This is a genomic window from Streptomyces sp. BBFR51 (genome assembly GCF_044591655.1).
GTDB lineage: Bacteria > Actinomycetota > Actinomycetes > Streptomycetales > Streptomycetaceae > Streptomyces.
Window position 1 is genome coordinate 4,647,599 of record NZ_CP172448.1, and the last position, 24,978, is coordinate 4,672,576.

The following is a 24,978-nucleotide window of genomic DNA, read 5'->3' on the forward strand; positions in this document are numbered from 1 at the left end:
CCGCGAGCCGCGCCGAGGTGCGGCCCGGGCCGGCCGATCGGACCGGGAGTGTGGCCGGTCGGCAGGCGCGGGCGCGGGGCGGGGGTGGCTAGCGTCGTTCGGAGCAGTCGGGGCAGAGCGCCGCGCGGTGAGGAGACGTTCGATGAGGCAGCGAGGGACGACGGGAGACCGGGCCGGTGCCGGGCTCGGGGCGACCACGGAGTTCGAGCCGGACGTCGTGCGGCTGCTCGTGGCGACGGTGCGCCGGGCGGTGCGCAGCGAGCTGTCGGTCGTCGGGACGGACACCCTGCTGGGGGAGCTGGTGATGGGGGACTCGGAGGCGGGGGCGGTGATCGCCCCGGGGATGCGGAAGGCCGGGTCGCTCAGCGGACACATTCGGGCGCGGGCGGGCCGGGGCTGGGTGAGTGAGGACGACGCGCATCCGCGTGAAGCCGACGCAGACGCAGACGCCGACGAGGCCGAGGTCGACGCCGTCTGGCGTGAGGCGTGGTGGAGGTTCGGGCTGGGGCTGCGCGGGGCGGCGCGGGAGGATGCGCCGGTGCTGCCGCCCGCGATGACCGGGGCGATGCGGGACTGTCTGCTGCTCGCGCTCCGGTCGGCCCGTGCCGAGGGGACGTTCTCCGTGCGCTGCCGGCATGTGGCCAGGGCCCTGCTCGAGCTGCCGGACAGCAGGGCTCGGGAGGTGCTGCTGCTCGAGCGGCTGGACACGGCCGCGGCGGCGGCCGGGCTGGACCGGGTGGACGCCGAGGCCGCGACCGAAGTGGCCGAAGCGGCCGAGGGGGTGGAGTCGTACGGAGTGCTGCTCCTGCGCCGGGCCGGGACACTGGGCAAGAGCGGCAACCGGTTGACGCGTGCGCTGACTTCATGGACCTCACAGGTCGGGCTGAACGGCTCCCCGGTGCTGTTCGCCGTGAACGTCGAGGCCACGCGCCAAGCGGTGCGGTGCGGTCGCCGCGCGGCGGAACCGGTGGATCTGCTGCTGGCGGTGTTGGCCCTGGACCGGGCGTTGGCCGTGGCGGGGCGTTCGCTTCCGGAGAGCCTCGCCGAGGCCAATGCCGCGCCCGCCGTCCTGCGCAGGCACGGCGTGCGGCAGGAATCCCTCGTGGCTTCGGCTGTTGTCGCTACGGCCGCCTCTCCGGCTGATGGCTCTTCGGCCGCGGGGACTGCGGCCGACGGTGGGTCGTCGGGTGGGCCGGGTGGTCCCGGTGAGGATCGCGGCAGCGTGGGGCTGTCCGCCGCTGCCGACCGGGTCGTCGCGGTTGCCCGGCTGATCGCCGCCGAGCAGGGGTCGCCCACCGTCGGCACCGTCCATCTGCTGTCCGCGCTGCTCGACGAGACAGCGACGGCGACCACGACCGCGACGGCGACCACGACCGCGACGGCGACCACGACCGCGACCGCGACGGCTGCGACGGTGGTCGGCGACGATGCGGGCGGCGGTGGCACGGTCGTGGAGTTGCTGGTGGCCGAGCAGGTCGACGTGGCCGGGTTGCGGGCCGAGCTGGACGTCCGAGCGGGCGCGTGAGAGCGGCGACCGACCGGGCGGATACCGTTCGTTCCGGGGCAGAGGTGCACGGTGGGGCAGGGGTGAGCATGAGTCAGGTCTCCGACGGCCCGCGCGCGCCACGACCGTCCGGCCGGGTGCGCCGTGCGCCGGCCGATGCGTCGCGGTGGGTACGGCGGGAGGTGGTCGCCGGGTGGGCCGCGGCGCGTGGTGCCGAGCGTCGTACGGTCGTCGTCGAGGGGCTGCTCTGTGTCCTCGCGGCGGCCTTCGGGCTGGTGCCGCTGCTGTTGTTGGCACCGACCCGGCCGGTACCGGCGGTGCTGGGGGCCTTGTGGGCGGCGCTGCTCGTTCCCGCTCGCCGTGGCCGACCGGTCGCCGCCGTCCTGGGTGCCTCACTGCTGGTCGTCGGGAACAACGTGTGGGCGCTGGCGGTGCTGCCGCTGATCGTGATGTCCGCGGCCCGGCGCATCGCACCGACGCGACGTGCGTGGCAGGTCGTCGGAGCGGCCTGCGCCGTGGTCGGCGTGCTGACCGCCGTCACCGCCCCGTTCCGGGCCGAGCCCCTCGCGTTCCAGGTGGTGGGCAACGCGGTCTCCGTGGTGCTGCTTCTGGTACTTCCCGCCCTGGCCGGAACGCTGTTGGGGCAGCGGAGGCCCCTGGTCAGCCTGTTGCGGGAGCGCAACGCCTACCTGGAACAGGCTCGCACGCTGACCGCGACGGCGGCCCGCATGGCGGAACGGAACCGGATCGCGGGCGAGATGCACGACCTCCTGGGCCACCGGCTGAGCCTGATCTCCGTGCACGCCGGGGCACTCGAGCTGGCGGCGGCGAGGCAGGCGCCGGCCCTCGCCGGGCAGACCGAGCTGCTGCGCACGACCGCCGGTACGGCGATGGAGGAGCTGCGCGAGATCCTCGGTGTCGTGCGGCACGCGGACCTGGCCGGGGAGGCGGACGACCGGCCCGGGGGCGAGCGGGGCACGCGGGAGGACGTCGCCGCCCTGGTGGCGGAGTCCCGGCAGACGGGCAGCGTTGTCGAGCTGGACTGGTCGCTCTCCGACTCCGACGAGGTGGGGCCGCGTACGCGCCAGGCGATTCACCGGGTGGTCCGCGAAGGGCTGACCAACGTGCTCAAACACGCGTCCGGCGCGCCCACCTGGGTTCAGGTCAGGAGTGTGGGCGGCGGGATCGAGGTGTCCGTCACCAACGCCCCGCCCCGCGTGGCCCGCGCCTCCCACGGGGGCACCCACAGCGGGCTGGCCGGCTGCCAGGAGCGGATCGCGCTGCTCGGTGGCACGTTCGAGGCGGGGGCCCTGGTGAACGGCGGCTTCCGCGTCGCCGCCCGGCTGCCCGCGCAGGGGAACCCGCGCCAGGAAGCCGCCGGGTCCCCCGCGGGTGCCGCCCGTCCTTCCACCGCCCGTCCGGGACACGAGGGGGCCCGGGCTCCGCTGCCGGACGAGATCCTGACCTGGCCGCGTGTCCTCGGTTCGGGCTGCGCCGCACTGGTCGTGGTGCTGCCCACGGCGGGCTTCCTCGTCGTACTGCTGGTGCTGGCGGCCCTGAGATGACCTCTGGTGCCGCGGCCCGGGACGAGGGGCGCGGCACCCGCGGTCCTAGGATGAGCCGATGATCCGAGTCCTGGTCGCCGACGACGAGGCGCTGATGCGCGCGGGAATCCGGCTGATCCTGGCGAACGCCGACGACATCGAGGTGGTCGCCGAGGCGGGCGACGGCCGGGAAGCCGTCGAGGCCTGCCGCGCCCAGGACATCGACGTCGCCCTGGTCGACGTCCAGATGCCGGGCAGGGACGGCATCGCGGCCACCGAGGACATCTCCCGTCTCTCACCCCGCACCTGTGTCGTGATGCTGACGGCGTTCGGCGAGGATGCGCAGGTGACGCGCGCCCTGCGGGCCGGGGCCGGCGGCTTCCTCCTCAAGGACACCGGCCCCACCGAGCTGATCCGCGCCGTCCGGCTCGCCGCCCAGGGTGAACCGGTACTGGCCCCCCGGATCACCCGGCGACTGCTGGAACGGCACGTACGCTCCGGCCGGGACACCGAGGCCGCGCTGCGCCGGGTCGACGGGCTGACCCCGGCCGAACGGGACGTCCTGCGGCTGCTCGGCACCGGTCTGTCCAACGCGGAGATCGCCGACCGGCTGTATCTGAGCGCCGGCACGGTCAAGGCGCACATCAGCCGCATCCTCACCCGCACCGGCTGCGCCAACCGCGTCCAGGCGGCCGTCCTCGCCCACGACGCCGGGATGCTCGGCGACCGGTGAGCCCGGTGAGCCCGGTGAGCCCGGTGAGCCCGGCCAAGCGGCCGACCCGGTGAGCTACCCCCGCGCGGCCGCCGCCCCCGCTCACTTCGCGTCCGCGTAGCACTCCACCACCGCCGTCGTGAACGGGAACCGCACCGGCGTCGGCCCGAACGTCAGCCGTCCCGCCAGCTCCGCCGCGTCCCGGATCGCCGCGACGACGGTGTCGGCCTCCTCCTCGGGACAGTGCACGATCACCTCGTCGTGCTGGAAGAAGACCAGCTCGGCCGCCATGTCCGCGCAGGCCTGGCGCAGCCCGGCGAGCAGCAGCAGGGCCCAGTCGGCGGCGCTGCCCTGGACGACGAAGTTGCGGGCGAAGCGGCCCCGGGCGCGGGCGTTGGTGGAGGCGTACCCCGGCACCCATTCCTGCGGTCGGCCCGTGGAGTCGGAGGGATCGTCCTGCGGCAGGCCGGCCTCCTCGGCGCCGTCGGCCGCGCCGGCCGCGGGTGGGCAGGTGCGGCCCAGCCAGGTCCGCACCAGCCGGCCCTCCTCGCCCGCGCGGGCCGCGTCGTCGACGTACGCCACCGCGGCGGGGAAGCGGCGTCTGAGCGCGGCGAGGTTCTTCAGGCCGTCGCCGGAGGTCTGGCCGTAGACCGCGCCGAGCACGGCGAGCTTGGCCTGGGCGCGGTCGCCGGAGAAGGCGCGGTCGGAGACGGACTGGTAGAGGTCGCTCTCGCGGCCGGCCACCTCCATCAGCCCGGGGTCGCGGGAGATCGCCGCCAGCACGCGCGGTTCCATCTGGTCGGCGTCGGCGACGACCAGCCGCCAGCCCGGGTCGGCGACCACCGCCCGCCGGATCACCTTGGGGATCTGGAGTCCGCCCCCGCCGTTGGTCACCCAGCGCCCGGTGACGGTGCCGCCGGCCAGGAACTCGGGGCGGAACCGTCCGTCCCGCACCCAGTCCTGGAGCCAGGACCAGCCGTGGGCGACCCAGATCCGGTACAGCTTCTTGTACTCGATCAGCGGTTTCACGGCCGGGTGGTCCAGTGACTCCAGCTCCCACCGGCGGGTGGAGCCGACCTTGACGCCCGCCTGTCCGAAGGCCTTGAGCACGTCCGCGGGCAGGTCGGGCCGCACCCGGCGGCCGAACGCCGCCGACACCTCCTCCGCGAGCTCGGACAGGCGGCGCGGCTCGCCTCCGCCCGCGTACCGCTCGCCCAGCAGGTCGTGCAGGACTTCGCGGTGCACGTCGGCCCGCCAGGGGAGCCCCGCGTCGTTCATCTCGGCGGCCACGAGCATCCCGGCCGACTCGGCCGCGGTCAGCAGCCGCATCCGGTCGGGGTGCGCGGCCCGGTCGTGGCGGCGCTGCTGCTCGGCGTAGACGGCGAGCAGGTCGGCCAGGGGGAGGCGGACGGCCTGGGGTTCGAACAGCGGGGACTGCGCGCCCGGCTCGGCGGAGCGCTGCGGCGGATCGGGCGGTACGGGGCCGCCGTGCAGCCTGGCCAGGGCGGCGGTGGCCGAGTGCGGCTCCCCGTACCGCCCCTCGTGGCCGAGCAGGAGGGTCTCGGCGGCCTCCACGTCGTAGCACCGCTCCACTCGCACCCCCGTGGCGAGCAGGCGCGGCGCGACCTCGGTGGTGGACCGCCACACCCAGCGCGCGACCTCCGGCCGGCCCCGCACGGCCTCGGCGAGGCCGGGTTCGCGCCGCACGGGTCCGGCGGGCAGCCCGTCGGGGCCGAGGGGGGCGACGTCCACGCCACCGTCCTCGGCCACCGCGAGCGCCCACCTCTCGGCCATGTCGCGAGTGTCGCACCAGGGTCTGACAACGGCCCTCGCGGCGACCGGTCCTCAGCCCTCTTCGTGCCGGGGGCCGGACTCCCCGGACTCCTCAGTTTCCCCGGCTTCCCCAGCTTCCCCGGCTTCCCCAGCTTCCCCGGCTTCCCCGGCTTTCTCAGCCTCCCCGGATTTCTCCGTGACCTTGATGAACTCCGCCAGCGCCTCGGTGACGTAGCGCTCGGTGGCCTCCTTGCCGAGGCCGAGTCCGCTGAGCACGCCCTCGCCGTGCTCGTGCTCCAGCAGGGCGAGCAGGATGTGCTCCGTGCCGATGTAGTTGTGGCCGAGGCGCAGGGCCTCGCGGAAGGTGAGTTCGAGGACCTTCTTGGCCGCGGGGCCGTAGGGCACCAGCTCCGGGACCTCCGCGGCCGCCGGCGGGAGGGCCGCGGTCGCCGCCTCGCGGATCGCGTCCAGAGTCACGCCCTGCGCGGCGACCGCCTTGGCGGAGAGGCTCTCGCGCTCGGTGACCAGGCCGAGGACGAGGTGCTCGGGCAGGCCCTCGGCGTTGCCGGCGGTCTTGGACGCGTTGTGGGCGGCCATCACGACGTTGCGCGCGCGGGGTGTGTAACGGCTGAAGCCCTGGCTCGCGTCCAGGTCGGCCGACTCCTTGGGCACGAAGCGCTTCTGCGCCGCCTGCCGGGTGACACCCATGCTCCTGCCGATGTCCGTCCAGGACGCTCCCGAACGCCGGGCCTGGTCCACGAAGTGGCCGATGAGGTGGTCGGCCACCTCACCGAGGTGTTCCCCGGCGATGACGGCGTCCTGGAGCTGTTCCAGGGGCTCCGGATGCACCTTCTTGATCGCGGTGATGAGGTCGTCGAGTCGTACGGATGACGTGATGCTCGGGTTCGTCGTCATGTGTCAACCGTAGGTTGCGCTCTATGGGGTGTCAACCAGTGGTTGACACCCCCCTCCGGCCGTGGAAGTCGTGGCACCATCGCCGGGTGAGTACGCCCCGCACCGTCGAGCGAGCCTTCGAGGCCGCCCTGTACGACACCACCGACGACGCCCTCGACATCGCCGCCTCGCTGCTCGCGGCCGACCCGGCGGCGGACGCGGAACTGGCCGGGCGCGGCGAGGAGTTCGTGGCCACGGCCTGGCGGCGCGGCTGGCAGCCCGCCGACCTCGTACGCATCGTGCGGCGCGAACTGGACGACGTGCACGTCGCGCTGGTGGCCGCGCTGATCCGCGCCCAGGCGCCGCACGACCGCGCACGCGGGCCCCGCTGGGCCGCGCAGCTCGACGGCGTACGGGACGCGGACGGGACGGCGCCGCCCCGCACCGACCGTTTCTCGCACGCCACCGCCGTACTGGAGCTGTACCGCCTGCTGCTGCGGCTGCCCGCGCTGGAGCCCCTGGATGCGGGGGAGGCGGGGCAGGCGCCGCGCCGGGGCCGGGAGGGCCGGCCGGAGTCCCGCGCCCTCGCCCGCATCCGCGCGCTGCTCGCCAAGGCGGAGGCCACCGGGTATCCCGAGGAGGCGGAGGCGCTGAGCGCCAAGGCACAGGAGCTGATGGCCCGGCACAGCGTCGACGAGGCGCTGCTCGCCGCACAGGCGCACGCGCCCTCGCCCGACGCGCCGGGTGCCTGCCGGATCGGGGTGGAGGCGCCCTACGAGCAGGCCAAGGCGGTGCTGCTGGACGCGGTGGCCGACGCCAACCACTGCCGGGCCGTGTGGAACGAGCCGCTCGGCTTCTCCACCGTCGTCGGCTTCGAGGCCGACCTGGAGGCGGTCGAACTCCTCTACACCTCGCTGCTGGTGCAGGCCGAGGGGGCGATGACGAAGGCGGAGGCCACCCAGCGGGCCGGCGGCCGCAAGCGCACCAAGACCTTCCGCCAGTCCTTCCTCGCCGCCTACGCCTACCGCGCGGGCACCCGGCTGCGGGCCGCCGCCGAGCAGGCCACCGCCGAGAGCGGCACGGCGACGGGCGTGGACCTCCTGCCGGTCCTCGCCTCGCGCGAGGTCGCGGTCACCGACCGTCTGGAGCGCATGTTCCCCGAGACGACCACGACCCGTCTGCGCGGCGCCGGTGACGAGGCCGGCTGGACGGAGGGCACCCGCGCGGCCGACCGGGCCCGGGTCGGCCGCCGGCGGCCGCTGACGTAGCCCGCGTCGAGGCCGGGTGGCGTACGCCGTACAGGAACCGGAACCGGGCGCCGTTGAGGAACCGGAACCGGGCGCCGTTCAGGAACCGAGGCCGGCCGTCGGCAGTCCGGGCGGCAGTGAGCCGCCCTCGGACCTGGTGTACGTCTCCGCGCCCAGACCGCCCTGCCATGTCACCTTGAGCGATGTCCCGTCGACGGACTCGACCGTGCCGGTCGCCCGGTCGCCGCTGCCGTCGGCGCACTTCAGGTTGATGTGCCGGGTGCCGGAGTCCTCACCGGCGGTGCCGCTGCACACGGTCCCGCCGGTGGCGAAGAGGGCGGCCTTGTCCCCGGTGACCATCAGCGCGACGGCCTGGCCGTCGGTGGTGGCCAGCCAGCTGCCCTCGAGTTCGCCCGCGGCGGTCGGCGATCCGCCGGTACCGCCGGGGTCCGTGCTCGCGGACGCGTTGGGCGCCGCCGAGGACTTGTCGCCGCCCGCCGAGCCCTCGCCCGAGCCGCCGTCGTCGGAGTCACCCCCGTCGGTACACGCGGTCAGGGCCAGCGCGCCCACCAGAGCGAGCGTCACGCCGGCGGCGCGCACCGACCGCCGCACCGGGCGCGGGCCCTGCCCGTTCGCGCCCGCCGTACTCGCCGTACCCGATGTACCCGACGTACTCGTCTCGTTCGCCGTGCTCGCCGTACTCCGCGCAGTCACCAACGTCACCAACGTCACCGCAAGCTCCAAGCTGTAGCCGGACGGCCGGGTCGGCCCGGGACAGCCGCAAGCTACCAGGACGACTTGCGGACGCCCGGAAGATGTCCGGCGTGTGCCTGCTCACGCAGATTCACCCGGGACAGCCCGAAGACACGGAAGTAGCCGCGCGGGCGCCCGTCGATCTGGTCGCGGTTGCGCACCCGCGTGGGGCTCGCGTCGCGCGGCTGCCTGCGCAGTTCCCGCTGGGCGGCGAGCCGTTCCGCCTCCGTCGAGGAGGGCCGGCGGACGATCTCCTTGAGTTCGGCCCGGCGGGCCGCGTACCGCGCGACGGTCGTCCGCCGCTGCTCGTTCTTCGCGATCTTGCTCTTCTTCGCCATCAGATCCTCACTCCACGGGCACGAATGCGCGTCACGGCGGCCTCGACGCCGATCGCGTCGACCGTCCTGATCGCCTTCGTGGACAGCCGCAGCCGGACGTGCCGGCTCTCGCTGGGCAGCCAGTAGCGCTTGGTCTGGATGTTGGGGTCGAAGCGGCGGGAGGTGCGCCGGTGGGAGTGGGAGATGCGGTTGCCGAAGCCCGGCTGGGCGCCGGTCAGCATGCAGTGGGCGGACACGGGTGACGTACCTCTCCTTCAGGCCGGACGAGTCCAGCTGTTAATGGAATTCATTTTCAGTAAGATAGCAGTATGGCACGCAACGAACTCCGTCCGGTCATCAAACTCCGGTCCACCGCCGGGACCGGCTACACCTACGTCACCCGCAAGAACCGCCGCAACGACCCGGACCGGCTGACCCTGCGCAAGTACGACCCGAAGGCCGGCCGCCACGTCGACTTCCGAGAGGAGCGCTGAGACACCGTGCGCAAGGGAATCCACCCCGAGTACCGCCCGGTCGTCTTCCGCGACCGCGCCGCGAACTACGCCTTCCTCACCCGTTCGACCATGACGAGCGAGCGCACGGTCGACTGGGAGGACGGCAACACCTACCCGGTCGTCGACGTCGAGATCTCCGACGTCAGCCACCCCTTCTACACGGGCACCGCCCGCGTCCTGGACACCGCCGGACGCGTCGAGCGCTTCGAGCGCCGGTACGGGAAGCAGGACGGGGCATGAGTCACCCGGGCCGCCCCGGACCGCCGGTGGTGATCGTCGGCGGCCTGCACGCGGAGGCGCGCGGGGCGGCCGTGGCGCGGCTGCTGGCCGACGTGCCCGGCAGTGTCGTCCTCCACCACGACTTGGCGACGGCCACCGCGGGCACGGTCGTACGAACGGTGCGGGACGCCACCGGCATCCTCTCCGCCGGTGAGGCACCCCTCGTCAACGACTGCGCGTGCTGCGCCCTGCGCGAGGACCTCGTCCCCGAGCTGGTCCGGCTCGCGGAGGCCGGGGGCACCCCGCTGGCGGTGGTCGAGCTGTGGGACTCCGTCGAGCCCAAGGCGATGGCGGAGGTGGTGACCGCCGGCGGCTTCACCGTCACCGGCGTGATCACCGCCGTCGACCCGGCGCTCGTACTGCCGTACCTCGGCAACGGCGACGACCTCGCCGAGGGCGGCCTGGCCGCCGCGGCCACCGACCGGCGCACCGTCGCCGACACCTTCGCGCGCCAGCTGGAGTACGCCCCCGTCCTGGCCCTCGCCGACTCCCTCCCGGGCTCCCCGGAGGCCGACGACGAGGACCGCGAGCTGCTCGCCCAGCTGCATCCGACAGCCCGCCGGGTCCCGATCGGCCACGGCGACCCGGCGGGCGCACCACCGGCGTCCTCGGAGCTGGCGCGGGCCGCCCTCGCCGGGTTCGACGTCGAGGCCGCGGCCGCCGCGCAGCACCCGGCCTGCGCCCTGCTGCCCGCCGAGGCCGACGCGCACGGCGTCACCACCCTGGTCTGGCACCGCCGCCGCCCCTTCCATCCGGAGCGGCTGTACGCGGCCCTCGAGGACCTGACCTGCGCCGCGGCCCGCAGCCGGGGCCGGTTCTGGCTCGCCGGCAAGGGGGACACGCTGCTGCACTGGGACGCCGCGGGCGGGGCCCTGTGCGTGGAGGGCGCGGGTCCGTGGCTCGCCTCGCTCCCCGACGCCGCCTGGGAGCTGGTGCCGCCCGTGCGCCGTGCCGCCGCCGCGCTGGACTGGCACCCCGAGCACGGCGACCGCTGCCAGCACCTGGTCTTCACCTCACCCGGCCTCGACCGCGACGGCCTGGAACGGCTCCTGGAGTCCTGCCTGCTGACCGACGCCGAGTACGCCGCCGGGCAGGCCGCCTGGGAGCGGCTGCCGCCCGCGTTCGACGCCTTCCTGGAGGTCTGACCCCCGCCCCGCACGTACGTCGGCCACAAGGAGACCGATTTCCCGCGGCTCCTGCGAGGGGCCCGCTCCCGTGAGCGGGCCCCTCGGTGTTGTCGCAACTTGTTGCATATTCTTCGAATTCGGGGGCACATGCGGGAACGACTTCCAGGGAGCGGGCGTCAAAGAGAGCAGGGGCTCGGTAAAGCGGTCGTCAAAGCTGTAACCGCGGGAACACCGCGCGTGCACGTGCATTTGCTCATGCATCGGCACGTGAACAGGGTTATGATCCGGATCAGTTGACCACTGCATCAATGGCCACATCAGCCAGTGCACCACCGGGGAGCGACCTGTGGACCACGACGTGTACGACGTGTACAACGGCATGGCCGCCACGCAGTTGCACGACGCGGCCTGGCAGAAGAGCCGGCACAGCAACTCGCAGGGTTCCTGCGTGGAGTTCGCGCGGCTGCCCGACGGCGCGGTGGCGGTGCGCAACTCCCGCTTTCCCGACGGCCCCGCGCTCGTCTACACGCGTGCCGAGATCGAGGCCATGCTGCTGGGCGTCAAGGACGGGGAGTTCGACCACCTGATCGCGAGCTGAGCGCGGGTCACTCGCCGTGCGGCTGGAGCCGGAACAGGGCCCAGACGACCTTGCCGTTGAGCGTCCCGGCGAGCGGGTGCCAGCCCCAGCTGTCGCTGAATGAGTCGACGAGGAACAGGCCTCGGCCCGACTCCGCCGAGAAGTCGTCCGTCTCGCGGGCCACCGGGCTGTCGTGACTGGGGTCGCGCACCGCGCACACCAGCCGCTCGGTCCAGCGCATCAGGTGCAGGCGGACCGGACCGTTGCGCTCCTCGTGCCGCGGGGTGTCGGCGGGCAGCGCGTGCCGCAGGGCGTTGGTGACGAGTTCGGAGACCACCAGGCAGACGTCGTCGAAGCGGTCGTCCATGTCCCAGCCGTCGAGGGTCCTGCGCGTGAACCTCCGGGCCTCGCGCACCGCTTCGTAACGCGGCGGCAGGGCGCAGGAGGCGGCGTTGGACACGGCTGCGGGGTCGAGTGGCGGAAGGCCCTGCCGTAACGGCTGGAGCATGGTCGATCCATTCGTCCCCATGCGAGGCACTCCCGGGAGTTCGCGGTCGTAGCGATGCGGCGCGGTGGTGCGGGACCATGGTTTCGGATGCGTACCGCAGATGCAAGGGCAGATGCACGTGCACGTGACCGAAATGGACCTGCCCGTACCGCTTGTTGGTCAATTTTTCCGTCATCTTCGGCCCCCTTCCATCTCCCGTGAAGGCCGGTTCCTGCCCGCTCCGTGCATGATCCTGCGCGTTTCCTTTGGCTCGATTCCGTTTCCGTAACCGGACGAGTACTGCTCGGAGTGTTTTAGTGGCAGACTTCGGCCTCTGAAGACGGTTGGGGAGGCTGACGAACGTGAGCGCGGGAGAGCCCGGATCGGTGGTGCGGCGCATGCTGCTCGGATCACAACTCAGGCGACTGCGTGAGACGCGGGGGATCACGCGGGAGGCGGCGGGCTACTCGATCCGCGCCTCCGAGTCGAAGATCAGCCGGATGGAGTTGGGCCGGGTGAGCTTCAAGACACGGGACGTCGAGGACCTGCTGACGCTGTACGGCATCACGGACGAGCAGGAGCGCGCCTCCCTGCTCTCCCTGGCCAAGGAGGCCAATGTCGCGGGCTGGTGGCACAGTTACTCCGACGTGCTGCCCAGCTGGTTCCCCACCTATGTGGGCCTGGAGGGCGCCGCCTCGCTGATCCGGGTGTACGAGGTGCAGTTCGTGCACGGCCTGCTCCAGACCGAGGAGTACGCCCGCGCGGTCGTCCGGCGCGGCATGAAGGGCGCCGGCGAGGCCGACGTCGAGCGGCGGGTGGCACTGCGCCTGGAGCGGCAGAAGCACCTCGTCTCGGAGAGCGCGCCCGAGTTCCACATCGTCCTGGACGAGGCCGCCCTGCGCCGCCCGTACGGCGACCGCGAGGTGATGCGCGGCCAGCTCCAGCACCTGATCGAGATGTCCGAACGCCCCAATGTGCGCCTCCAGATCATGCCGTTCGGCTTCGGCGGGCACTCCGGCGAGAGTGGCGCGTTCACGCTCCTCAGCTTCCCCGAGTCCGACCTCTCGGACGTCGTCTACCTGGAGCAGCTCACCAGCGCGCTGTACCTGGACAAGCACGAGGACGTCACCCAGTACGAGACGGCGCTGAAGGAACTCCAGCAGGACAGTCCGGGTCCGGACGAGAGCCGGGACCTTCTGCGGGGGCTCCTTCAACTCTCATGAAACATCAGTACGATGACGCCCAATCAGGCGGCTCGCTCGGCTCGCGCGCGGCGGCTGCGGCAGCTAAGGGGATTGAGGGATCTCATGTCGTCGTACTTCACCGACCTCGCCCAGCAGTACATCGACGGTGAGTGGCGCCCGGGCACCGGCTCCTGGGACATCATCGACTTCAACCCGTACGACAACGAGAAGCTGGCCTCGATCACGATAGCCACGGCCGACGAGGTCGACGCCGCCTACCGGGCCGCCGAGCGGGCGCAGAAGCAGTGGGCCGCGACGAACCCGTACGCGCGCCGCGGGGTGTTCGAGAAGGCGCTGCGGCTGATCGAGGAGCGCGAGGACGAGATCAGCGAGGCGATCGTCGCCGAGCTGGGCGGCACCCGCCTGAAGGCCGCCTTCGAACTGCACCTCGCCAAGGAGTTCCTGCGCGAGGCGGTCCACCTGGCGCTGCGCCCCGAGGGCCGGATCATCCCCTCGCCGGTCGACGGCAAGGAGAACCGCGTCTACCGGGTGCCGGTCGGCGTCGTGGGCGTCATCAGCCCCTTCAACTTCCCCTTCCTCCTCTCCCTGAAGTCGGTCGCCCCGGCGCTCGCCCTGGGCAACGGCGTGGTCCTCAAGCCGCACCAGAACACGCCGATCGTCGGCGGCACCCTGGTCGCGAAGATCCTCGAGGACGCCGGACTGCCGGGTGGGCTGCTCAACGTCGTGGTCACCGACATCGCGGAGATCGGGGACGCCTTCATCGAGCACCCGGTCCCCAAGGTGATCTCCTTCACCGGCTCCGACCAGGTGGGCCGGCACGTGGCCACGGTGTGCGCCGCGAACTTCAAGCGCTCGGTCCTCGAACTGGGCGGCAACAGCGCCCTGGTCGTCCTGGATGACGCCGACGTCGACTACGCGGTCGACGCCGCCGTCTTCAGCCGGTACGTCCACCAGGGCCAGGTCTGCATGGCCGCCAACCGGGTGCTGGTGGACCGTTCGGTCGCCGACGAGTTCACCGAGAAGTTCGTCGCCAAGGTGAAGACCCTCAAGGTGGGCGACCCGCGCGACCCGTCTACGGTCATCGGCCCGGTGATCAACTCCTCGCAGGCGGACGCGGTCTCCGGTGTGGTCGAGCAGGCGCTCGCCGAGGGTGCCACCGCCCTGGTGCGCGGCTCGGTCACGGACAACCTGGTCGAGCCGTCGGTCCTGACCGGTCTGCCCGCCGACTCCGCGCTGCTGCGCCAGGAGGTCTTCGGCCCGGTCGCCTTCCTCGTCCCCTTCGACGGCGAGGAGGAGGCCGTACGCCTCGTCAACGACACCCCGTACGGGCTGAGCGGCGCCGTGCACACCGGGAACGTCGAGCGCGGCGTCAACTTCGCCAAGCAGATCGACACCGGCATGTTCCACGTCAACGACGGCACCGTGCACGACGAGCCGATCGTGCCGTTCGGCGGCGAGAAGCACTCCGGCCTCGGCCGCCTCAACGGCGACACCATGCTGGACGCCTTCACCACCCAGAAGTGGATCTCGGTGCAGCACGGGCGCAGCGGGTTCCCGTTCTGAGGCCACACAAGCCGGCGGACATGCATCCAGGTGTACACTAGATGCATGTCTGCTACTTACCCCATTGCCGAAGCGAGGGGCAAGCTCGGTGAGCTGGCCCGGCGAGCCGCGCAGCACGAACACATCACGCTGACCGACCGGGGTGTGCCGGCCGCGGTCCTCGTGTCACCGGCCGAGTTGGAGGACCTCGAGGACGCACTGGCGCTGGCCCGGTTGGAGCGGGACCGTGCGCTGGGGCGCAACGAGGCTCCCGTCCCGCACGCCGAGGCACGCCGCGCGCTGCTGGAGGCGGTCGGGCGGGGTGGCGAGTGACCTGGCAGGTCGTCTGGGAGCCGGCTGCCCTGGACGCGGCCACGGGGCACCTCAAGGGCGATCCTGCGGGGGTGGACGACCTCCTGCACGCCACTGATCAGCTCGCGGGGAACCCGCGGCCGGAGGGTTCCCGTGCCTGGGGAGTCGACCACCGGCGGCTCCATCACGGCCGATGGCGCATCCTCTACCGTCTCGGCGCGGAGGCCCGCACGCTGTACGTCGAGCACGTCGGGCGCACCGAAACCTGAGCGGGCGCGGGCCCTCGACGGCGCCTCGGCCTGGGACCTGGTGGCGAGGGAAGAGGCGGCGCCCGCCTAATCTGGACCCCATGTCAGCGATCCGTCTCCTCGTGCTCGGCGCCGTCCGCCAGCACGGGCGGGCCCACGGCTACCAGGTGCGCAACGACCTGGAGTACTGGGGCGCGCACGAGTGGTCCAACGCCAAGCCCGGCTCGATCTACCACGCCCTCAAGCAGATGGCGAAGCAGGGCCTGCTGCTCGCGCACGAGATCGCGCCGTCCACGGCGGGCGGGCCGCCGCGCGTGGAGTACGAGGTCACCGAGCGGGGCACCGAGGAGTACCTCACCCTGCTGCGCGCCTACCTCACCGCCTACGACCAGCGGCCGGACGTGCTCACCGCGGCGCTCGGCTTCATGGTCGACCTTCCGCGCGAGGAGGCCCTGGCGCTCCTTGAGGAACGGGTACGGAAGATCGAGGAGTGGCGCGCCTCCGTCACCGAGTACTACATGCCCGCGGAGGGGCCCGGCCAGTACGGGCACATCGGCGAGATCATGAACTTCTGGGTCCACTCGGCCGACTCCGGCGCCGAGTGGACCCGCGGTCTCATCGAACGCATCAGGGGCGGCGCATACACGTTCGCCGGCGAGGGCGAGCCGTTCGTCGGGGTGCTGGCGGAGGGCGAGGAGAACCCGTTCGCGGCGGGGCGGCCGCACTACGGGGACGCCCGCTAATCAAGTTTGACCTATCGAGGGAAGCGCGTTACCTTCGAGCCAGTAGTCAAATTTGGCTAGCAATGCCTGGCGAGGAGAGTGACAGTGGCCGACGCGGCGATCACCGTCGAAGGTGCACGCAAGAGGTGCGGCAGCAAGAACGCGCTGGACGGACTCGACCTCACGGTCGCCCGCGGCACGGTGCACGGCGTGCTGGGCCCGAACGGCGCCGGCAAGACGACCCTCGTCCGGGTCCTGTCCACCCTGCTGCGGCCCGACGCCGGCCGCATCGAGGTGGCCGGGCACGACGTCGTCGCCGAGGCGTACGCGGTACGGCTGCGCATCGGCCTGCTCGGCCAGCACGCGGCGCTCGACGAGGACTGGGCGGCCGGCAGAACCTGGAGACGTTCGGCCGCCTGCACCACCTGGGCACCCGACGGGCACGCGCGCGTGCCGACGAACTGCTCGCGCGCTTCGACCTCACCGACACCGGACGCAAGCCGGTCAGCGCCTACAGCGGAGGCATGCGGCGCCGCCTCGACCTGGCCGCGTCCCTCATCACCGAACCGGAGGTCCTCTTCCTGGACGAGCCGACCACGGGCCTCGACCCGCGCGGCCGCGCCGAGGTGTGGGACTCGGTCCGCTCCCTGGTCGGCGGCGGTACGACGGTCCTGCTCACCACCCAGTACCTGGAGGAGGCCGACCAGCTCGCCGACCGCATCTCGGTCGTCGACGCCGGCCGGGTCGTCGCCGACGGCACGGCGGACGAGCTGAAGGCCGCCACCGGCGGCGACCGCGTCGACGTCGTCCTGCGCGACGCCGGCCAACTGGGCGCCGCGGTGGCCCTGCTGCCGCTCACCGGCGTCCGCGTGGACCCCGACCGCCGGCTGCTCAGCGCCCCCGTCACCGACCGCATGGCCGCGCTCTCCGGCGTCGTACGGGCGCTGGAGGAGGCCGGTCTCGAGGCGGAGGACGTGGCCCTGCGCCGCCCGACCCTGGACGAGGTGTTCCTGCACCTCACCGACCGCACCAAGGAGGCCGTGTGAGTACCGGCGCGAGCACGGGCACCGTCCCGAAGCCCATGACGTACGCCCTGACCGACTCGTGGACCATGACCCGCCGGGAGCTGGCCCGCTGGGGACGGCAGCCGGTCGCGGTCGTCGTCGGCCTGGTCTTCCCGGTCATGCTGCTGCTGATGTTCGGCTACCTGGTCGGCGGCGGCCGGGGCGTGAGCGGCGAGTACGTCGACTACCTGGTCCCCGGGATGCTGGCCCTCACCATGGCCTTCGGCCTGGAGGGCACCATGATCGCCGTCACCCGGGACCTCGACAAGGGCGTCGTCGACCGCTTCCGCTCCCTGCCGATGACCAACGGCGCGGTCCTGGTGGGCCGTTCCGCCGCCGACATGCTCCAGTCGGCGCTCGGCCTCACGGTGCTGATCGCGGTCGGGTACGCGCTCGGCTGGCGGGCCCACGGCGGTCCGGGCGCCTTCCTGGGCGCGGTGGGCCTGCTCCTGCTCTTCCGTTTCGCCATGCTGTGGATCGGCATCTTCCTGGCCATGGTGGCGGGCAAGCCCGAACTGGTGCAGGCGGTGCAGATCCTGGTCTGGCCGGTCGGCTTCCTCTCCAACGCCTTCGCCACGCCCGACTCCATGCCCGGCTGGCTGGGCACGGTCGTCGAGTGGAACCCGATGTCCCAGACCGCCACGGCCGTCCGCGACCTCTTCGGCGGCCCCGGCGGCGAGTCCGGGCATCTCTGGGCAGCCGTCGCCTGGCCGCTGGCGCTGCTCGCGGTGTTCTTCCCGCTGGCGGTGGGGAGGTTCGCGCGGCTGAGCCGCTAGGGCAGGTCGGCCGAGGAGGCGCAGCCGCCTGTCGCCTACCGGACTTGCGTATGGGCGCGGATCTGTTCGGCCAGCCGCGCGAGTTCGGCCACCGTCGCGGGCGAGGCGTCGCTGAGTCCGCTGTGTACGGCCGTCGGGCTTCGCAGGAAGCGCCGCAGCGTGGCCACGAGCAGTCCTTCCGGCAGGGTCTGCAACGCGGCGAACCCGCGAGGGACCGGCGGCGTCGGCATGGCGGCCAGGTTCTGCCGCATGAGGCGGAGCATGCCGCGGACCGCGTCCGGATCGTCGGCCAGCGCCACCGGGCCGCCCGCCGTGTGCACCGCCTGCCCGAGCGGGACCTCGAACGCGGCGTGCGTCTTGAGCCAGGCATCCATCTTCGGCTCGGCCCTGGCGTTGATCCCGGTGGTCCGGAACGCCGCCACGATCCGTTCCAGTCGCGGGGTGGTCCGGCCGTCGGGTTCGCCGATCGGCGTCGCGATCCGGCGGGTCATGAAGTTTGGAGCGCGGTAGCGGACCACGTCGCCGTCCATCGTGCCGCCGGCCGTGCCGAAGCCGAGCAGCACCCGCTCGGGGCCGATCACCGCGCCCAGCGGCTCCGCGCCGGCCGCCCAGTTGAGCAGGAACAGCACGTCGCCTTCGAGACCAGCGAGTGACTCCAGCACCGCGTCCACCTGATGGGTGCGGACGAAGACCGCGATCAGGTCGTACCCGCCGGCCGGATGCTCGACCACCGGCACCGGCACCCGCCTGACGGCCGGGCTGTCCTCCTCGGCGAGCTGCACGCCGTGCCGGCGCAGGGCGGCCAGGCGCTTGCCCCGGGCGAGGAGCGAGACGTCGTGCCCGGCCTCATGCAGGCGGGCGGAGAACAGGCTGCCGAGCACCCCGGCGCCGTATACGAGCAGTTTCATGACCATCCCCTTTGTACGTTCGTTTCAGTCAAACGTTCGTTTCAATTGAACGTCTGTAGCGTACGCAGGTATGGCGCCACCTGACACCCGCACCCAGATCCTCGACGCGGCCGAACGCCTCTTCGCCGAGCGCGGTTACCGCGGCACCTCGGTCCGCGCGATCACCGACCTCGCCGGAGCGAACCTGGCCGCCGTCGGGTACCACTTCGGCTCGAAGGCAGAACTCCTGGCCGCGGTCGCCCGCCGCGTGATCGAGCCCATCAACGCCGCGCAGTGCGCCGGGCTCGACCGACTGCTCGCCAGCACCCCGGACCCTGCGGTCACCGAACTGGTGGAGGCATTCACGGGGCCGCTGTTCGACGAGATGCCGGCCGGTGACGAGGGCGGTGCCCGGACATCCCGGCTGATCGTGACGATCCTCAGCGACCCGGCCGAGGAGGTGCGCAGCTGGACCGGTCCGGCCGAGGACACGGTCCGTGAGCGCTACCTGGCGGCCTTCGGGCGCGCACTGCCCGGCCTTTCCCCGGAGGAGCTGCGGTTCCGGATGCGGGGGATCCTCGCCGTGACGGCGGTGGACCGCGTCGAGGTCTACCAGCAGCCCTCCCCGGCCTGCCAGTCCCAGGTGGCGGGCAAGGCAGCCCGGCACTGGGCGATCACGTTCCTGACGGCAGCGATGAGCGCACCACCGACGGGGACCTGACAACTCGGGTCGGTCCCCGCACACGGTGCGGGTACGTGGCCCTGGCACCCAAGGAATCCGCAGCGGGGTGGCGCAAGTCCTCCTACAGCAACGACCAGGTCGGCAGCTGCCTCGAAGTCCTCGACGGAACCCGCCGGCGGAGCCGTCAGTGGTGGAACCCGGTCGCCGCGCCCTTGTCCCGGGTCAGCGGGCCCGACTGGCGGCGCAGTTCCGGGAGCAGGCGCTCCAGATCGGCCAGCAGCAGGTCGGCCATGTCGGTCGAGAAGCCGTTGCGGCACACCACCCTCAGTACCGACAGGTCCTCGCGGTGTGGCGGGAAGGTGTACGCCGGTACCAGCCAGCCGCCCTCCCGCAGCCGCCGGGACACGTCGAAGACGTCGTACGCCCTCACGTCGTCGGCCGTCGTGAAGGCGAACACCGGCAACTGGTCGCCGTGTGTCAGCAGCCGGAAGTCGCCGAGCGCCGCCACCCGCCCGGCGAGGGAGCCCGCGATGTCCCGCGCGGACTGCTGCACGGCCCGGTAGCCCTCGCGGCCCAGCCGCAGGAACGTGTAGTACTGCGCGACCACCTGCGCGCCCGGCCGGGAGAAGTTCAGCGCGAAGGTCGGCATGTCGCCGCCCAGGTAGTTGACCCGGAACACCAGCTCCTCGGGGAGGGCGTCCGCGTCCCGCCACAACGCCCAGCCGACCCCGGGGTAGACCAGCCCGTACTTGTGCCCCGAGGTGTTGATCGAGGCGACGCGGGGCAGCCGGAAGTCCCACACCAGGTCCTCGTCCAGGAAGGGCGCGACCATGCCGCCGGAGGCCCCGTCGACGTGTACCGGGATGTCGAGTCCGGTCCGCTCCTGGAGTGCGTCGAGGGCGGCGCACAGCTCGGCGATCGGCTCGTAGGAGCCGTCGAAGGTGGAGCCCAGGATGCCGACGACCCCGATGGTGTTCTCGTCGCACAGCTCGGCGGCGGCCTGCGGGTCCAGGTGGAAGCGGTCGCCCTCCATCGGGACCTGGCGGGCCTCCACCTCCCAGAAGTTGCAGAACTTCTCCCAGCAGACCTGCACGTTCACGCCCATGACGAGGTTGGGCCGTACGTCCTTCGACGGATAGCGGTCGGCGCTGCGCAGCGCCCAGCGCCGCTTCAGCGCCATCCCGGCCAGCATGCACGCCTCGCTCGACCCCGTCGTCGAGCAGCCCACGGCCGCCTCCGGGTCCGGCGCGTGCCACAGGTCGGCGAGCATCGCCACGCAGCGCCGCTCCAGCTCGGCGGTGCGCGGGTACTCGTCCTTGTCGATCATGTTCTTGTCGCGGCACTCGCTCATCAGCACCCCGGCCTGCGGCTCCATCCAGGTGGTGACGAAGGTGGCCAGGTTCAGCCGCGCGTTGCCGTCCAGCATCAGCTCGTCGTGGACCAGCCGGTACGCGCTCTCCGGCGGCAGCGGGGAGTCGGGCAGCCGGTGGGAGGGCGGGGCCTCGGTCATGCCGCCGAGCGGGTTCGCCGCCGCGTGGAAGGGGTTCACGGCGAGCCGGCGCCGGTCCCGATCGTTGTCGTGGGGCGGGCGGGGACCCTGGTGCAGTGACATGCAACCGACGGTAGGTCCGGGCCCCGGACCCCGCATCCGGGCTTGCACCTCACGTCACGTGAGGCGGCAGCGTGGAGGGCGTCAGAGAAAGGAGCGGAAGTGAGCTACTCCGTGGGACAGGTGGCCGGCTTCGCCGGAGTGACGGTGCGCACCCTGCACCACTACGACGACATCGGCCTGCTCGTACCGAGCGAACGCAGCCACGCGGGCCACCGGCGCTACAGCGACGCCGACCTCGACCGGCTGCAGCAGATCCTGTTCTACCGGGAGCTGGGCTTCCCGCTCGAGGAGGTCGCCGCGCTGCTCGACGACCCGGCCGCGGACCCGCGCGCGCACCTGCGCCGCCAGCACGAGCTGCTGTCCGCCCGGATCGAGAAGCTGCAGAAGATGGCGGCGGCCGTGGAGCAGGCCATGGAGGCACGCAGCATGGGCATCAACCTCACGCCCGAGGAGAAGTTCGAGGTCTTCGGCGACTTCGACCCCGACCAGTACGAGGGGGAGGTCCAGGAACGCTGGGGCGACACCGACGCCTACCGCCAGTCGAAGGAGAAGACCGCCTCGTACACCAAGGAGGACTGGCAGCGCATCCAGGACGAGGCCGCCGAGCTGACCCGGCGCTTCGTCGCCCTGATGGACGCGGGTGAGCCCGCCGAATCCGAGGGGGCCATGGACGCCGCCGAGGAACACCGGCAGGGGATCGCCCGCAATCACTACGACTGCGGGTACGAGATGCACACCTGCCTGGGCGAGATGTACGTATCGGACGAACGTTTCACGCGAAACATCGACGCGGCCAAGCCGGGCCTCGCCGCCTACATGCGCGACGCGATCCTCGCGAACGCCGTCCGGCACACCCCCTGAACGGTGGTCGTGGCCCGGGTCTCACGCCCGGGTCTCGCTCCTGGGTCTCACTCCCGGGCCACGACCACCGCCGTCCCGTACGCGCACACCTCGGTGCCCACGTCCGCCGCCTCCGTCACGTCGAAGCGGAACGCCAGCACCGCGTTGGCACCACGCGCGCGTGCCTGCTCGACGAGCCGCTCCATCGCCTGGTTGCGCGTCTCCACCAGTGTCTTGGTGAGACCGCGCAGCTCACCGCCGACCAGCGACTTCAGCCCGGCACCGATCTGGCTCCCCAGGTGCCGGGAACGCACGGTCAGCCCGAAGACCTCCCCCAGCACCTCCTGCACCCGGTGGCCCGGCAGGTCGTTCGTGGTCACCACGAGCACCTCGGGCTGCGGACCCTGGCCGCCGCCGTATTCTTCAATACCCATGGTTCACAGGTTTCCCCGGGGAACGTCACAGTGCACCCCGAGAAGCCCGGTGGAACCTGGGGTGCCACGGCTGCGTTGTACGTTTGGGCAGCCAGGTCCAGCCCGCCTCCCCCAGCAGCAGGAGCCACAATCCCGTGACCACCCTTGCGCTCGGTCCCGAGTGGATCAGCCCGGACTATCTGATCGAGACGTTCAGTCTGCCGGGCATCCTGCTCATCGTCTTCGCCGAGTCCGGACTCTTCGCCTTCCTGCCCGGCGACTCGCTGCTGTTCACCGCGGGCCTCTTCGTCGCCCAGGGGCAGTACATCAGCCAGCCGCTGTGGCTGGTGTGCACCCTGATCGTGGCCGCCGCCGTCCTCGGTGACCAAGTCGGTTACATGATCGGCAAGTTCTTCGGTCCCAGGCTCTTCAGCCGCCCCAACTCCAAGCTCTTCAAACAGGAGAATTTGGAGAAGGCACACGAGTTCATGGACAAGTACGGCCCCAAGGCGATCGTCCTGGCCCGCTTCGTCCCGATCGTGCGCACCTTCGCGCCCATCGTGGCGGGCGCCGGCCGCATGAAGTACCGCACCTTCCTCACGTACAACGTCATCGGCGGTGTCGCCTGGGGCACCGGCGTCACCCTCGCGGGCTACTGGCTCGGCCAGATCGAGCTCATCCGGACCCACGTCGAGGCCATCCTCGTCCTGATCGTCCTGGTCTCCGTCGTCCCGATCGCCATCGAGTACCTGCGGGAACGCAAGAAGAAGAAGCGCGCCGCCGCGGCCGAGCCCGTCCCTGCGGCGGCCGGGCAGCCCGAGTACCCGTACCAGCCCATGGACGACGCCACCACCCAGCTCCGCCGCGTGGACCCGTACGACCAGCCGCAGCAGCAGTACGACCAGGGCTACGGCAACCAGTCCCACGGCAACCAGTCCTACGGCAACGAGTCCTACGGCGAGCAGCAGCAGCCCTACGCCCAGCAGTACCCGCAGGGCTACGGTCAGCAGCCCTACGGCGACCAGCAGGGCGGGCAGTACCCAAACAACCAGGGGTACTGAAACCCACCAGGGGCGCGGGGACCTGCGCGACCAGCCACAACGTGCTCGCAGCCGCCGACGGACAGAACCGTCCAAGCTCGTAGGCGCCCCGCCCTAGAAACCTCGCGTCCGCTTCGCCGCCCGGCGCCCCGCCGCACTCGCCGCGCCGGGCACCTTCAGGAACAGCCGCGAGATCTCCCCGCCCAGGTTGACCCCGATCGCGATGGCCATCGCCAGCGCCACCGCCTTGGACAGCGACAGCAGTCCCTCGTCGACCTCGCTCTGCGCGATCGCCAGCAGCCCGAAGTACGTCGCCGAACCGGGCAGCAGCGGACCGATCGCCGCGGTCGTGTAGGGCAGGGCCGACGCGAACCGGTACCGGGACATCAGCTGCCCGAACAGGCCCACGAGCCCCGCCGCCGCGGCCGTGGAGGCCACCGGTGAGATGTCGCCCACGTTGTGCATGGCGCCGTACACGCACCAGGCGACGCCGCCGTTCAGTGTCACCGCGAGGACGGTGGATCGTTCCTGCTGGAGCAGGATCGCGAAGGCCAGCGACAGGAGCATCGAGGCGAAGATCTGCACGATCGGATCGTCGCCCGAGCCCAGCGCCGCATCCGGATTGAGCTTGGCGCCCAGCTGGACGCCGAAGTACAGCACGATCAGCACCCCGCCGACGATGCTGACGAAGAAGTACATGACCTCCAGCAGGCGCGCGGCGGCGGTGATGTAGAAGCCGGTCAGACCGTCCTGCACCCCCGCGACCAGGGCACGCCCCGGCAGCAGCGCGAACAGGCCACCGGTGATGACCGCGGACGCCTTCACCTCGACGTGCGTCAGCGTCAGCGCGATACCGATCGCGGCCGGCGGCATCGCGGCCACCGCGAACTGGTAGAACTCCGGCAGCCCGCGCCCCGCGCACAGCCACGCCAGCCGGTCACCGAGCATCGCGCCGATCATCGCCGCGAAGAACACGACCACGTCACCGCCGACGAGCAGCGAGGCGCCGCCCGCGAGCAGTCCGCTCGCCGTGGTCAGCACCCATGTGGGGTACGGGTGCCGGTTGCGGCGCATCTCCGCGAGGCGCCTGTAGGCCTCCTCCAGGGAGATGCTCGTGTCGGGGTCGCTGAGGTCGTCGACCAGGTGGAAGACGGCCGCGAGCCGCGTGTAGTCGGTGCCCCGGCGGCGTACCGTGCGCGACGCCGTCACCGGGTCGTCGACCAGGGACGGCTGGTAGGAGATCGACAGCAGGGTGAACGTGACGTTGGGCTCGCAGCGGTCCAGGCCGTAGGACCGGCAGACGGCGAACATCGCCGCCTCCACGTCCTCGGCGCCCTCACCGCCCGCCAGCAGCAGCTCCCCGATACGCAGCGTCAGGTCGAGCACGCGCGGTACGGCGGGGCCCGTCTCGTCGTCGTGCTTCTGCGACGGCTCGGGAGCGGGCCGGTCGGCCACCGGCATCCGCAGCATGGCGCGCATCCGGTCCTGCCAGGGCACGTCCGTCAGGTTCACCGCCGGGAAGCCGCTCGCCGGGGTGAAGGCGGCCGGGGCGGTCCAGGCGCTGTGCGTGCTCGGCAGGGTGAAGGCCGAGCCCTCGGCGTCCGCGGGGGCGGGGGACGGCGCCTCCAGCCCGTCGGGCAGCGAGAACTCCGAGGTCGTCTCGGACTCCGTGTCCGCCTGCGGCGCGACGGTGAGCCCCTGCGGGATCTCGAATTCGGATGTCGTCGACGACTCGCCCTCGGCCGGTGCCGCGAGCCCACTGGGCTGCCGGAAGGCACTGCGGGCCTCGTCCGTCTGCGGCTTGCGGTCCTCCGCCTCCGTCACCTCGCGACTCTCCCTGGTTCGAACACACCCTCCTGTAGCCCTCAGTATGCGCAACCAAACGCGAACGGGCCGCACGCGTGTG

General features: G+C 72.1%; 27 protein-coding genes and 1 pseudogene. 18 read left to right on the plus strand and 10 right to left on the minus strand.

The features are described 5' to 3' along the window. Positions 1-142: 142 nt before the first annotated feature. From ACGH7X_RS21255 to ACGH7X_RS21265, 3 genes are all read left to right on the plus strand, one after another. Positions 143-1,525 carry a hypothetical protein gene (locus ACGH7X_RS21255; RefSeq protein WP_399886983.1) on the plus strand — a complete coding sequence of 461 codons (1,383 nt, stop codon included), beginning with the start codon at positions 143-145 and terminating at the stop codon, positions 1,523-1,525. Between the two features lie 68 nt (positions 1,526-1,593). After that, positions 1,594-3,069, plus strand: a complete 1,476-nt coding sequence (locus ACGH7X_RS21260) for a sensor histidine kinase (protein WP_399886984.1) — start codon at positions 1,594-1,596, stop codon at positions 3,067-3,069. A 58-nt stretch (positions 3,070-3,127) separates the two neighbouring features. Further along, positions 3,128-3,781, plus strand: a complete 654-nt coding sequence (locus ACGH7X_RS21265) for a response regulator (RefSeq protein WP_399886985.1) — start codon at positions 3,128-3,130, stop codon at positions 3,779-3,781. 81 nt (positions 3,782-3,862) lie between these two features. On the opposite strand, the gene ACGH7X_RS21270 is transcribed toward ACGH7X_RS21265, so the two are convergent. Both ACGH7X_RS21270 and ACGH7X_RS21275 read right to left on the minus strand, forming a co-directional pair. Next, complete coding sequence (locus tag ACGH7X_RS21270; protein ID WP_399886986.1) at positions 3,863-5,554, minus strand: bifunctional 3'-5' exonuclease/DNA polymerase; 1,692 nt, start codon at positions 5,552-5,554, stop codon at positions 3,863-3,865. Between the two features lie 51 nt (positions 5,555-5,605). Then, on the minus strand, positions 5,606-6,448 hold the full coding sequence (locus ACGH7X_RS21275) for a Clp protease N-terminal domain-containing protein (protein WP_399886987.1): 843 nt from the start codon (positions 6,446-6,448) through the stop codon (positions 5,606-5,608). An 86-nt stretch (positions 6,449-6,534) separates the two neighbouring features. Between ACGH7X_RS21275 and ACGH7X_RS21280 the strand changes: the two genes are divergently transcribed. After that, positions 6,535-7,695, plus strand: a complete 1,161-nt coding sequence (locus tag ACGH7X_RS21280) for a DUF2786 domain-containing protein (RefSeq protein WP_399886988.1) — start codon at positions 6,535-6,537, stop codon at positions 7,693-7,695. 78 nt (positions 7,696-7,773) lie between these two features. Here ACGH7X_RS21280 and ACGH7X_RS21285 read toward each other — a convergent pair whose 3' ends face one another. The 3 genes from ACGH7X_RS21285 to rpmB all read right to left on the minus strand — a co-directional run bounded on the left by ACGH7X_RS21285 (position 7,774) and on the right by rpmB (position 9,001). After that, positions 7,774-8,397 (minus strand): hypothetical protein, encoded by a 624-nt coding sequence (locus ACGH7X_RS21285; protein ID WP_399886989.1) that lies wholly within the window; start codon positions 8,395-8,397, stop codon positions 7,774-7,776. A 62-nt stretch (positions 8,398-8,459) separates the two neighbouring features. After that, positions 8,460-8,765, minus strand: coding sequence for a 30S ribosomal protein S14 (rpsN, locus tag ACGH7X_RS21290; protein ID WP_399886990.1), 306 nt, complete (start codon positions 8,763-8,765; stop codon positions 8,460-8,462). Beyond that, positions 8,765-9,001 (minus strand): 50S ribosomal protein L28, encoded by a 237-nt coding sequence (gene rpmB, locus ACGH7X_RS21295; RefSeq protein ID WP_399886991.1) that lies wholly within the window; start codon positions 8,999-9,001, stop codon positions 8,765-8,767. Before rpmB ends, rpsN begins: the two co-directional genes overlap by 1 nt. A 72-nt stretch (positions 9,002-9,073) precedes the next feature. Here rpmB and rpmG point away from each other — a divergent pair, with 72 nt between their 5' ends. The 4 genes from rpmG to ACGH7X_RS21315 all read left to right on the plus strand — a co-directional run bounded on the left by rpmG (position 9,074) and on the right by ACGH7X_RS21315 (position 11,263). Then, entirely contained in the window at positions 9,074-9,238 is a 165-nt protein-coding gene (rpmG, locus tag ACGH7X_RS21300; protein WP_399886992.1) for a 50S ribosomal protein L33, read from the plus strand. 6 nt (positions 9,239-9,244) lie between these two features. Further along, positions 9,245-9,499 (plus strand): type B 50S ribosomal protein L31, encoded by a 255-nt coding sequence (locus ACGH7X_RS21305; protein WP_399886993.1) that lies wholly within the window; start codon positions 9,245-9,247, stop codon positions 9,497-9,499. Further along, complete coding sequence (locus ACGH7X_RS21310) at positions 9,496-10,683, plus strand: CobW family GTP-binding protein (RefSeq protein ID WP_399886994.1); 1,188 nt, start codon at positions 9,496-9,498, stop codon at positions 10,681-10,683. The genes ACGH7X_RS21305 and ACGH7X_RS21310 overlap by 4 nt, the downstream gene beginning before the upstream one ends. Before the next feature lie 328 nt (positions 10,684-11,011). Next, on the plus strand, positions 11,012-11,263 hold the full coding sequence (locus ACGH7X_RS21315; protein ID WP_399886995.1) for a DUF397 domain-containing protein: 252 nt from the start codon (positions 11,012-11,014) through the stop codon (positions 11,261-11,263). 7 nt (positions 11,264-11,270) lie between these two features. On the opposite strand, the gene ACGH7X_RS21320 is transcribed toward ACGH7X_RS21315, so the two are convergent. Continuing rightward, a complete protein-coding gene (locus tag ACGH7X_RS21320) occupies positions 11,271-11,771 on the minus strand; it encodes an ATP-binding protein (protein WP_399886996.1) in 501 nt (166 codons plus the stop codon). A 356-nt stretch (positions 11,772-12,127) separates the two neighbouring features. On the opposite strand from ACGH7X_RS21320, the gene ACGH7X_RS21325 reads away from it, so the two are divergent. The 7 genes and pseudogenes from ACGH7X_RS21325 to ACGH7X_RS21355 all read left to right on the plus strand — a co-directional run bounded on the left by ACGH7X_RS21325 (position 12,128) and on the right by ACGH7X_RS21355 (position 17,598). After that, positions 12,128-12,952 (plus strand): helix-turn-helix domain-containing protein, encoded by an 825-nt coding sequence (locus ACGH7X_RS21325; protein WP_399897210.1) that lies wholly within the window; start codon positions 12,128-12,130, stop codon positions 12,950-12,952. Positions 12,953-13,036: 84 nt separating this feature from the next. Further along, on the plus strand, positions 13,037-14,497 hold the full coding sequence (locus ACGH7X_RS21330) for an aldehyde dehydrogenase family protein (protein ID WP_399886997.1): 1,461 nt from the start codon (positions 13,037-13,039) through the stop codon (positions 14,495-14,497). Positions 14,498-14,542: 45 nt separating this feature from the next. Beyond that, on the plus strand, positions 14,543-14,809 hold the full coding sequence (locus ACGH7X_RS21335) for a type II toxin-antitoxin system prevent-host-death family antitoxin (protein ID WP_399886998.1): 267 nt from the start codon (positions 14,543-14,545) through the stop codon (positions 14,807-14,809). Next, complete coding sequence (locus ACGH7X_RS21340) at positions 14,806-15,057, plus strand: type II toxin-antitoxin system RelE/ParE family toxin (protein ID WP_399886999.1); 252 nt, start codon at positions 14,806-14,808, stop codon at positions 15,055-15,057. Before ACGH7X_RS21335 ends, ACGH7X_RS21340 begins: the two co-directional genes overlap by 4 nt. A gap of 80 nt (positions 15,058-15,137) precedes the next feature. Beyond that, positions 15,138-15,779, plus strand: a complete 642-nt coding sequence (locus tag ACGH7X_RS21345) for a PadR family transcriptional regulator (RefSeq protein WP_399887000.1) — start codon at positions 15,138-15,140, stop codon at positions 15,777-15,779. Between the two features lie 84 nt (positions 15,780-15,863). After that, positions 15,864-16,804: pseudogene (locus ACGH7X_RS21350) on the plus strand (ATP-binding cassette domain-containing protein). 35 nt (positions 16,805-16,839) lie between these two features. After that, the gene (locus ACGH7X_RS21355) at positions 16,840-17,598 is read left to right on the plus strand and encodes an ABC transporter permease (protein WP_399897213.1); all 759 of its coding nucleotides are present in this window, start codon (positions 16,840-16,842) and stop codon (positions 17,596-17,598) included. Between the two features lie 35 nt (positions 17,599-17,633). On the opposite strand, the gene ACGH7X_RS21360 is transcribed toward ACGH7X_RS21355, so the two are convergent. After that, positions 17,634-18,506: a ketopantoate reductase family protein gene (locus ACGH7X_RS21360; RefSeq protein WP_399887001.1), complete on the minus strand. Its 873-nt coding sequence runs from the start codon at positions 18,504-18,506 to the stop codon at positions 17,634-17,636. Between the two features lie 70 nt (positions 18,507-18,576). Between ACGH7X_RS21360 and ACGH7X_RS21365 the strand changes: the two genes are divergently transcribed. Further along, complete coding sequence (locus ACGH7X_RS21365; RefSeq protein WP_399887002.1) at positions 18,577-19,206, plus strand: TetR/AcrR family transcriptional regulator; 630 nt, start codon at positions 18,577-18,579, stop codon at positions 19,204-19,206. A gap of 145 nt (positions 19,207-19,351) precedes the next feature. Here ACGH7X_RS21365 and ACGH7X_RS21370 read toward each other — a convergent pair whose 3' ends face one another. After that, positions 19,352-20,779: a glutamate decarboxylase gene (locus ACGH7X_RS21370; protein WP_399887003.1), complete on the minus strand. Its 1,428-nt coding sequence runs from the start codon at positions 20,777-20,779 to the stop codon at positions 19,352-19,354. A 99-nt stretch (positions 20,780-20,878) separates the two neighbouring features. Between ACGH7X_RS21370 and ACGH7X_RS21375 the strand changes: the two genes are divergently transcribed. Beyond that, the gene (locus ACGH7X_RS21375; protein WP_399887004.1) at positions 20,879-21,640 is read left to right on the plus strand and encodes a MerR family transcriptional regulator; all 762 of its coding nucleotides are present in this window, start codon (positions 20,879-20,881) and stop codon (positions 21,638-21,640) included. A gap of 47 nt (positions 21,641-21,687) precedes the next feature. On the opposite strand, the gene ACGH7X_RS21380 is transcribed toward ACGH7X_RS21375, so the two are convergent. Then, the gene (locus ACGH7X_RS21380) at positions 21,688-22,053 is read right to left on the minus strand and encodes a YbjQ family protein (RefSeq protein ID WP_383286150.1); all 366 of its coding nucleotides are present in this window, start codon (positions 22,051-22,053) and stop codon (positions 21,688-21,690) included. A 134-nt stretch (positions 22,054-22,187) separates the two neighbouring features. Between ACGH7X_RS21380 and ACGH7X_RS21385 the strand changes: the two genes are divergently transcribed. Then, positions 22,188-23,093: a DedA family protein gene (locus tag ACGH7X_RS21385; RefSeq protein ID WP_399887005.1), complete on the plus strand. Its 906-nt coding sequence runs from the start codon at positions 22,188-22,190 to the stop codon at positions 23,091-23,093. 93 nt (positions 23,094-23,186) lie between these two features. On the opposite strand, the gene ACGH7X_RS21390 is transcribed toward ACGH7X_RS21385, so the two are convergent. Next, positions 23,187-24,896, minus strand: a complete 1,710-nt coding sequence (locus ACGH7X_RS21390; RefSeq protein ID WP_399887006.1) for a threonine/serine exporter family protein — start codon at positions 24,894-24,896, stop codon at positions 23,187-23,189. Positions 24,897-24,978 lie beyond the last annotated feature (82 nt).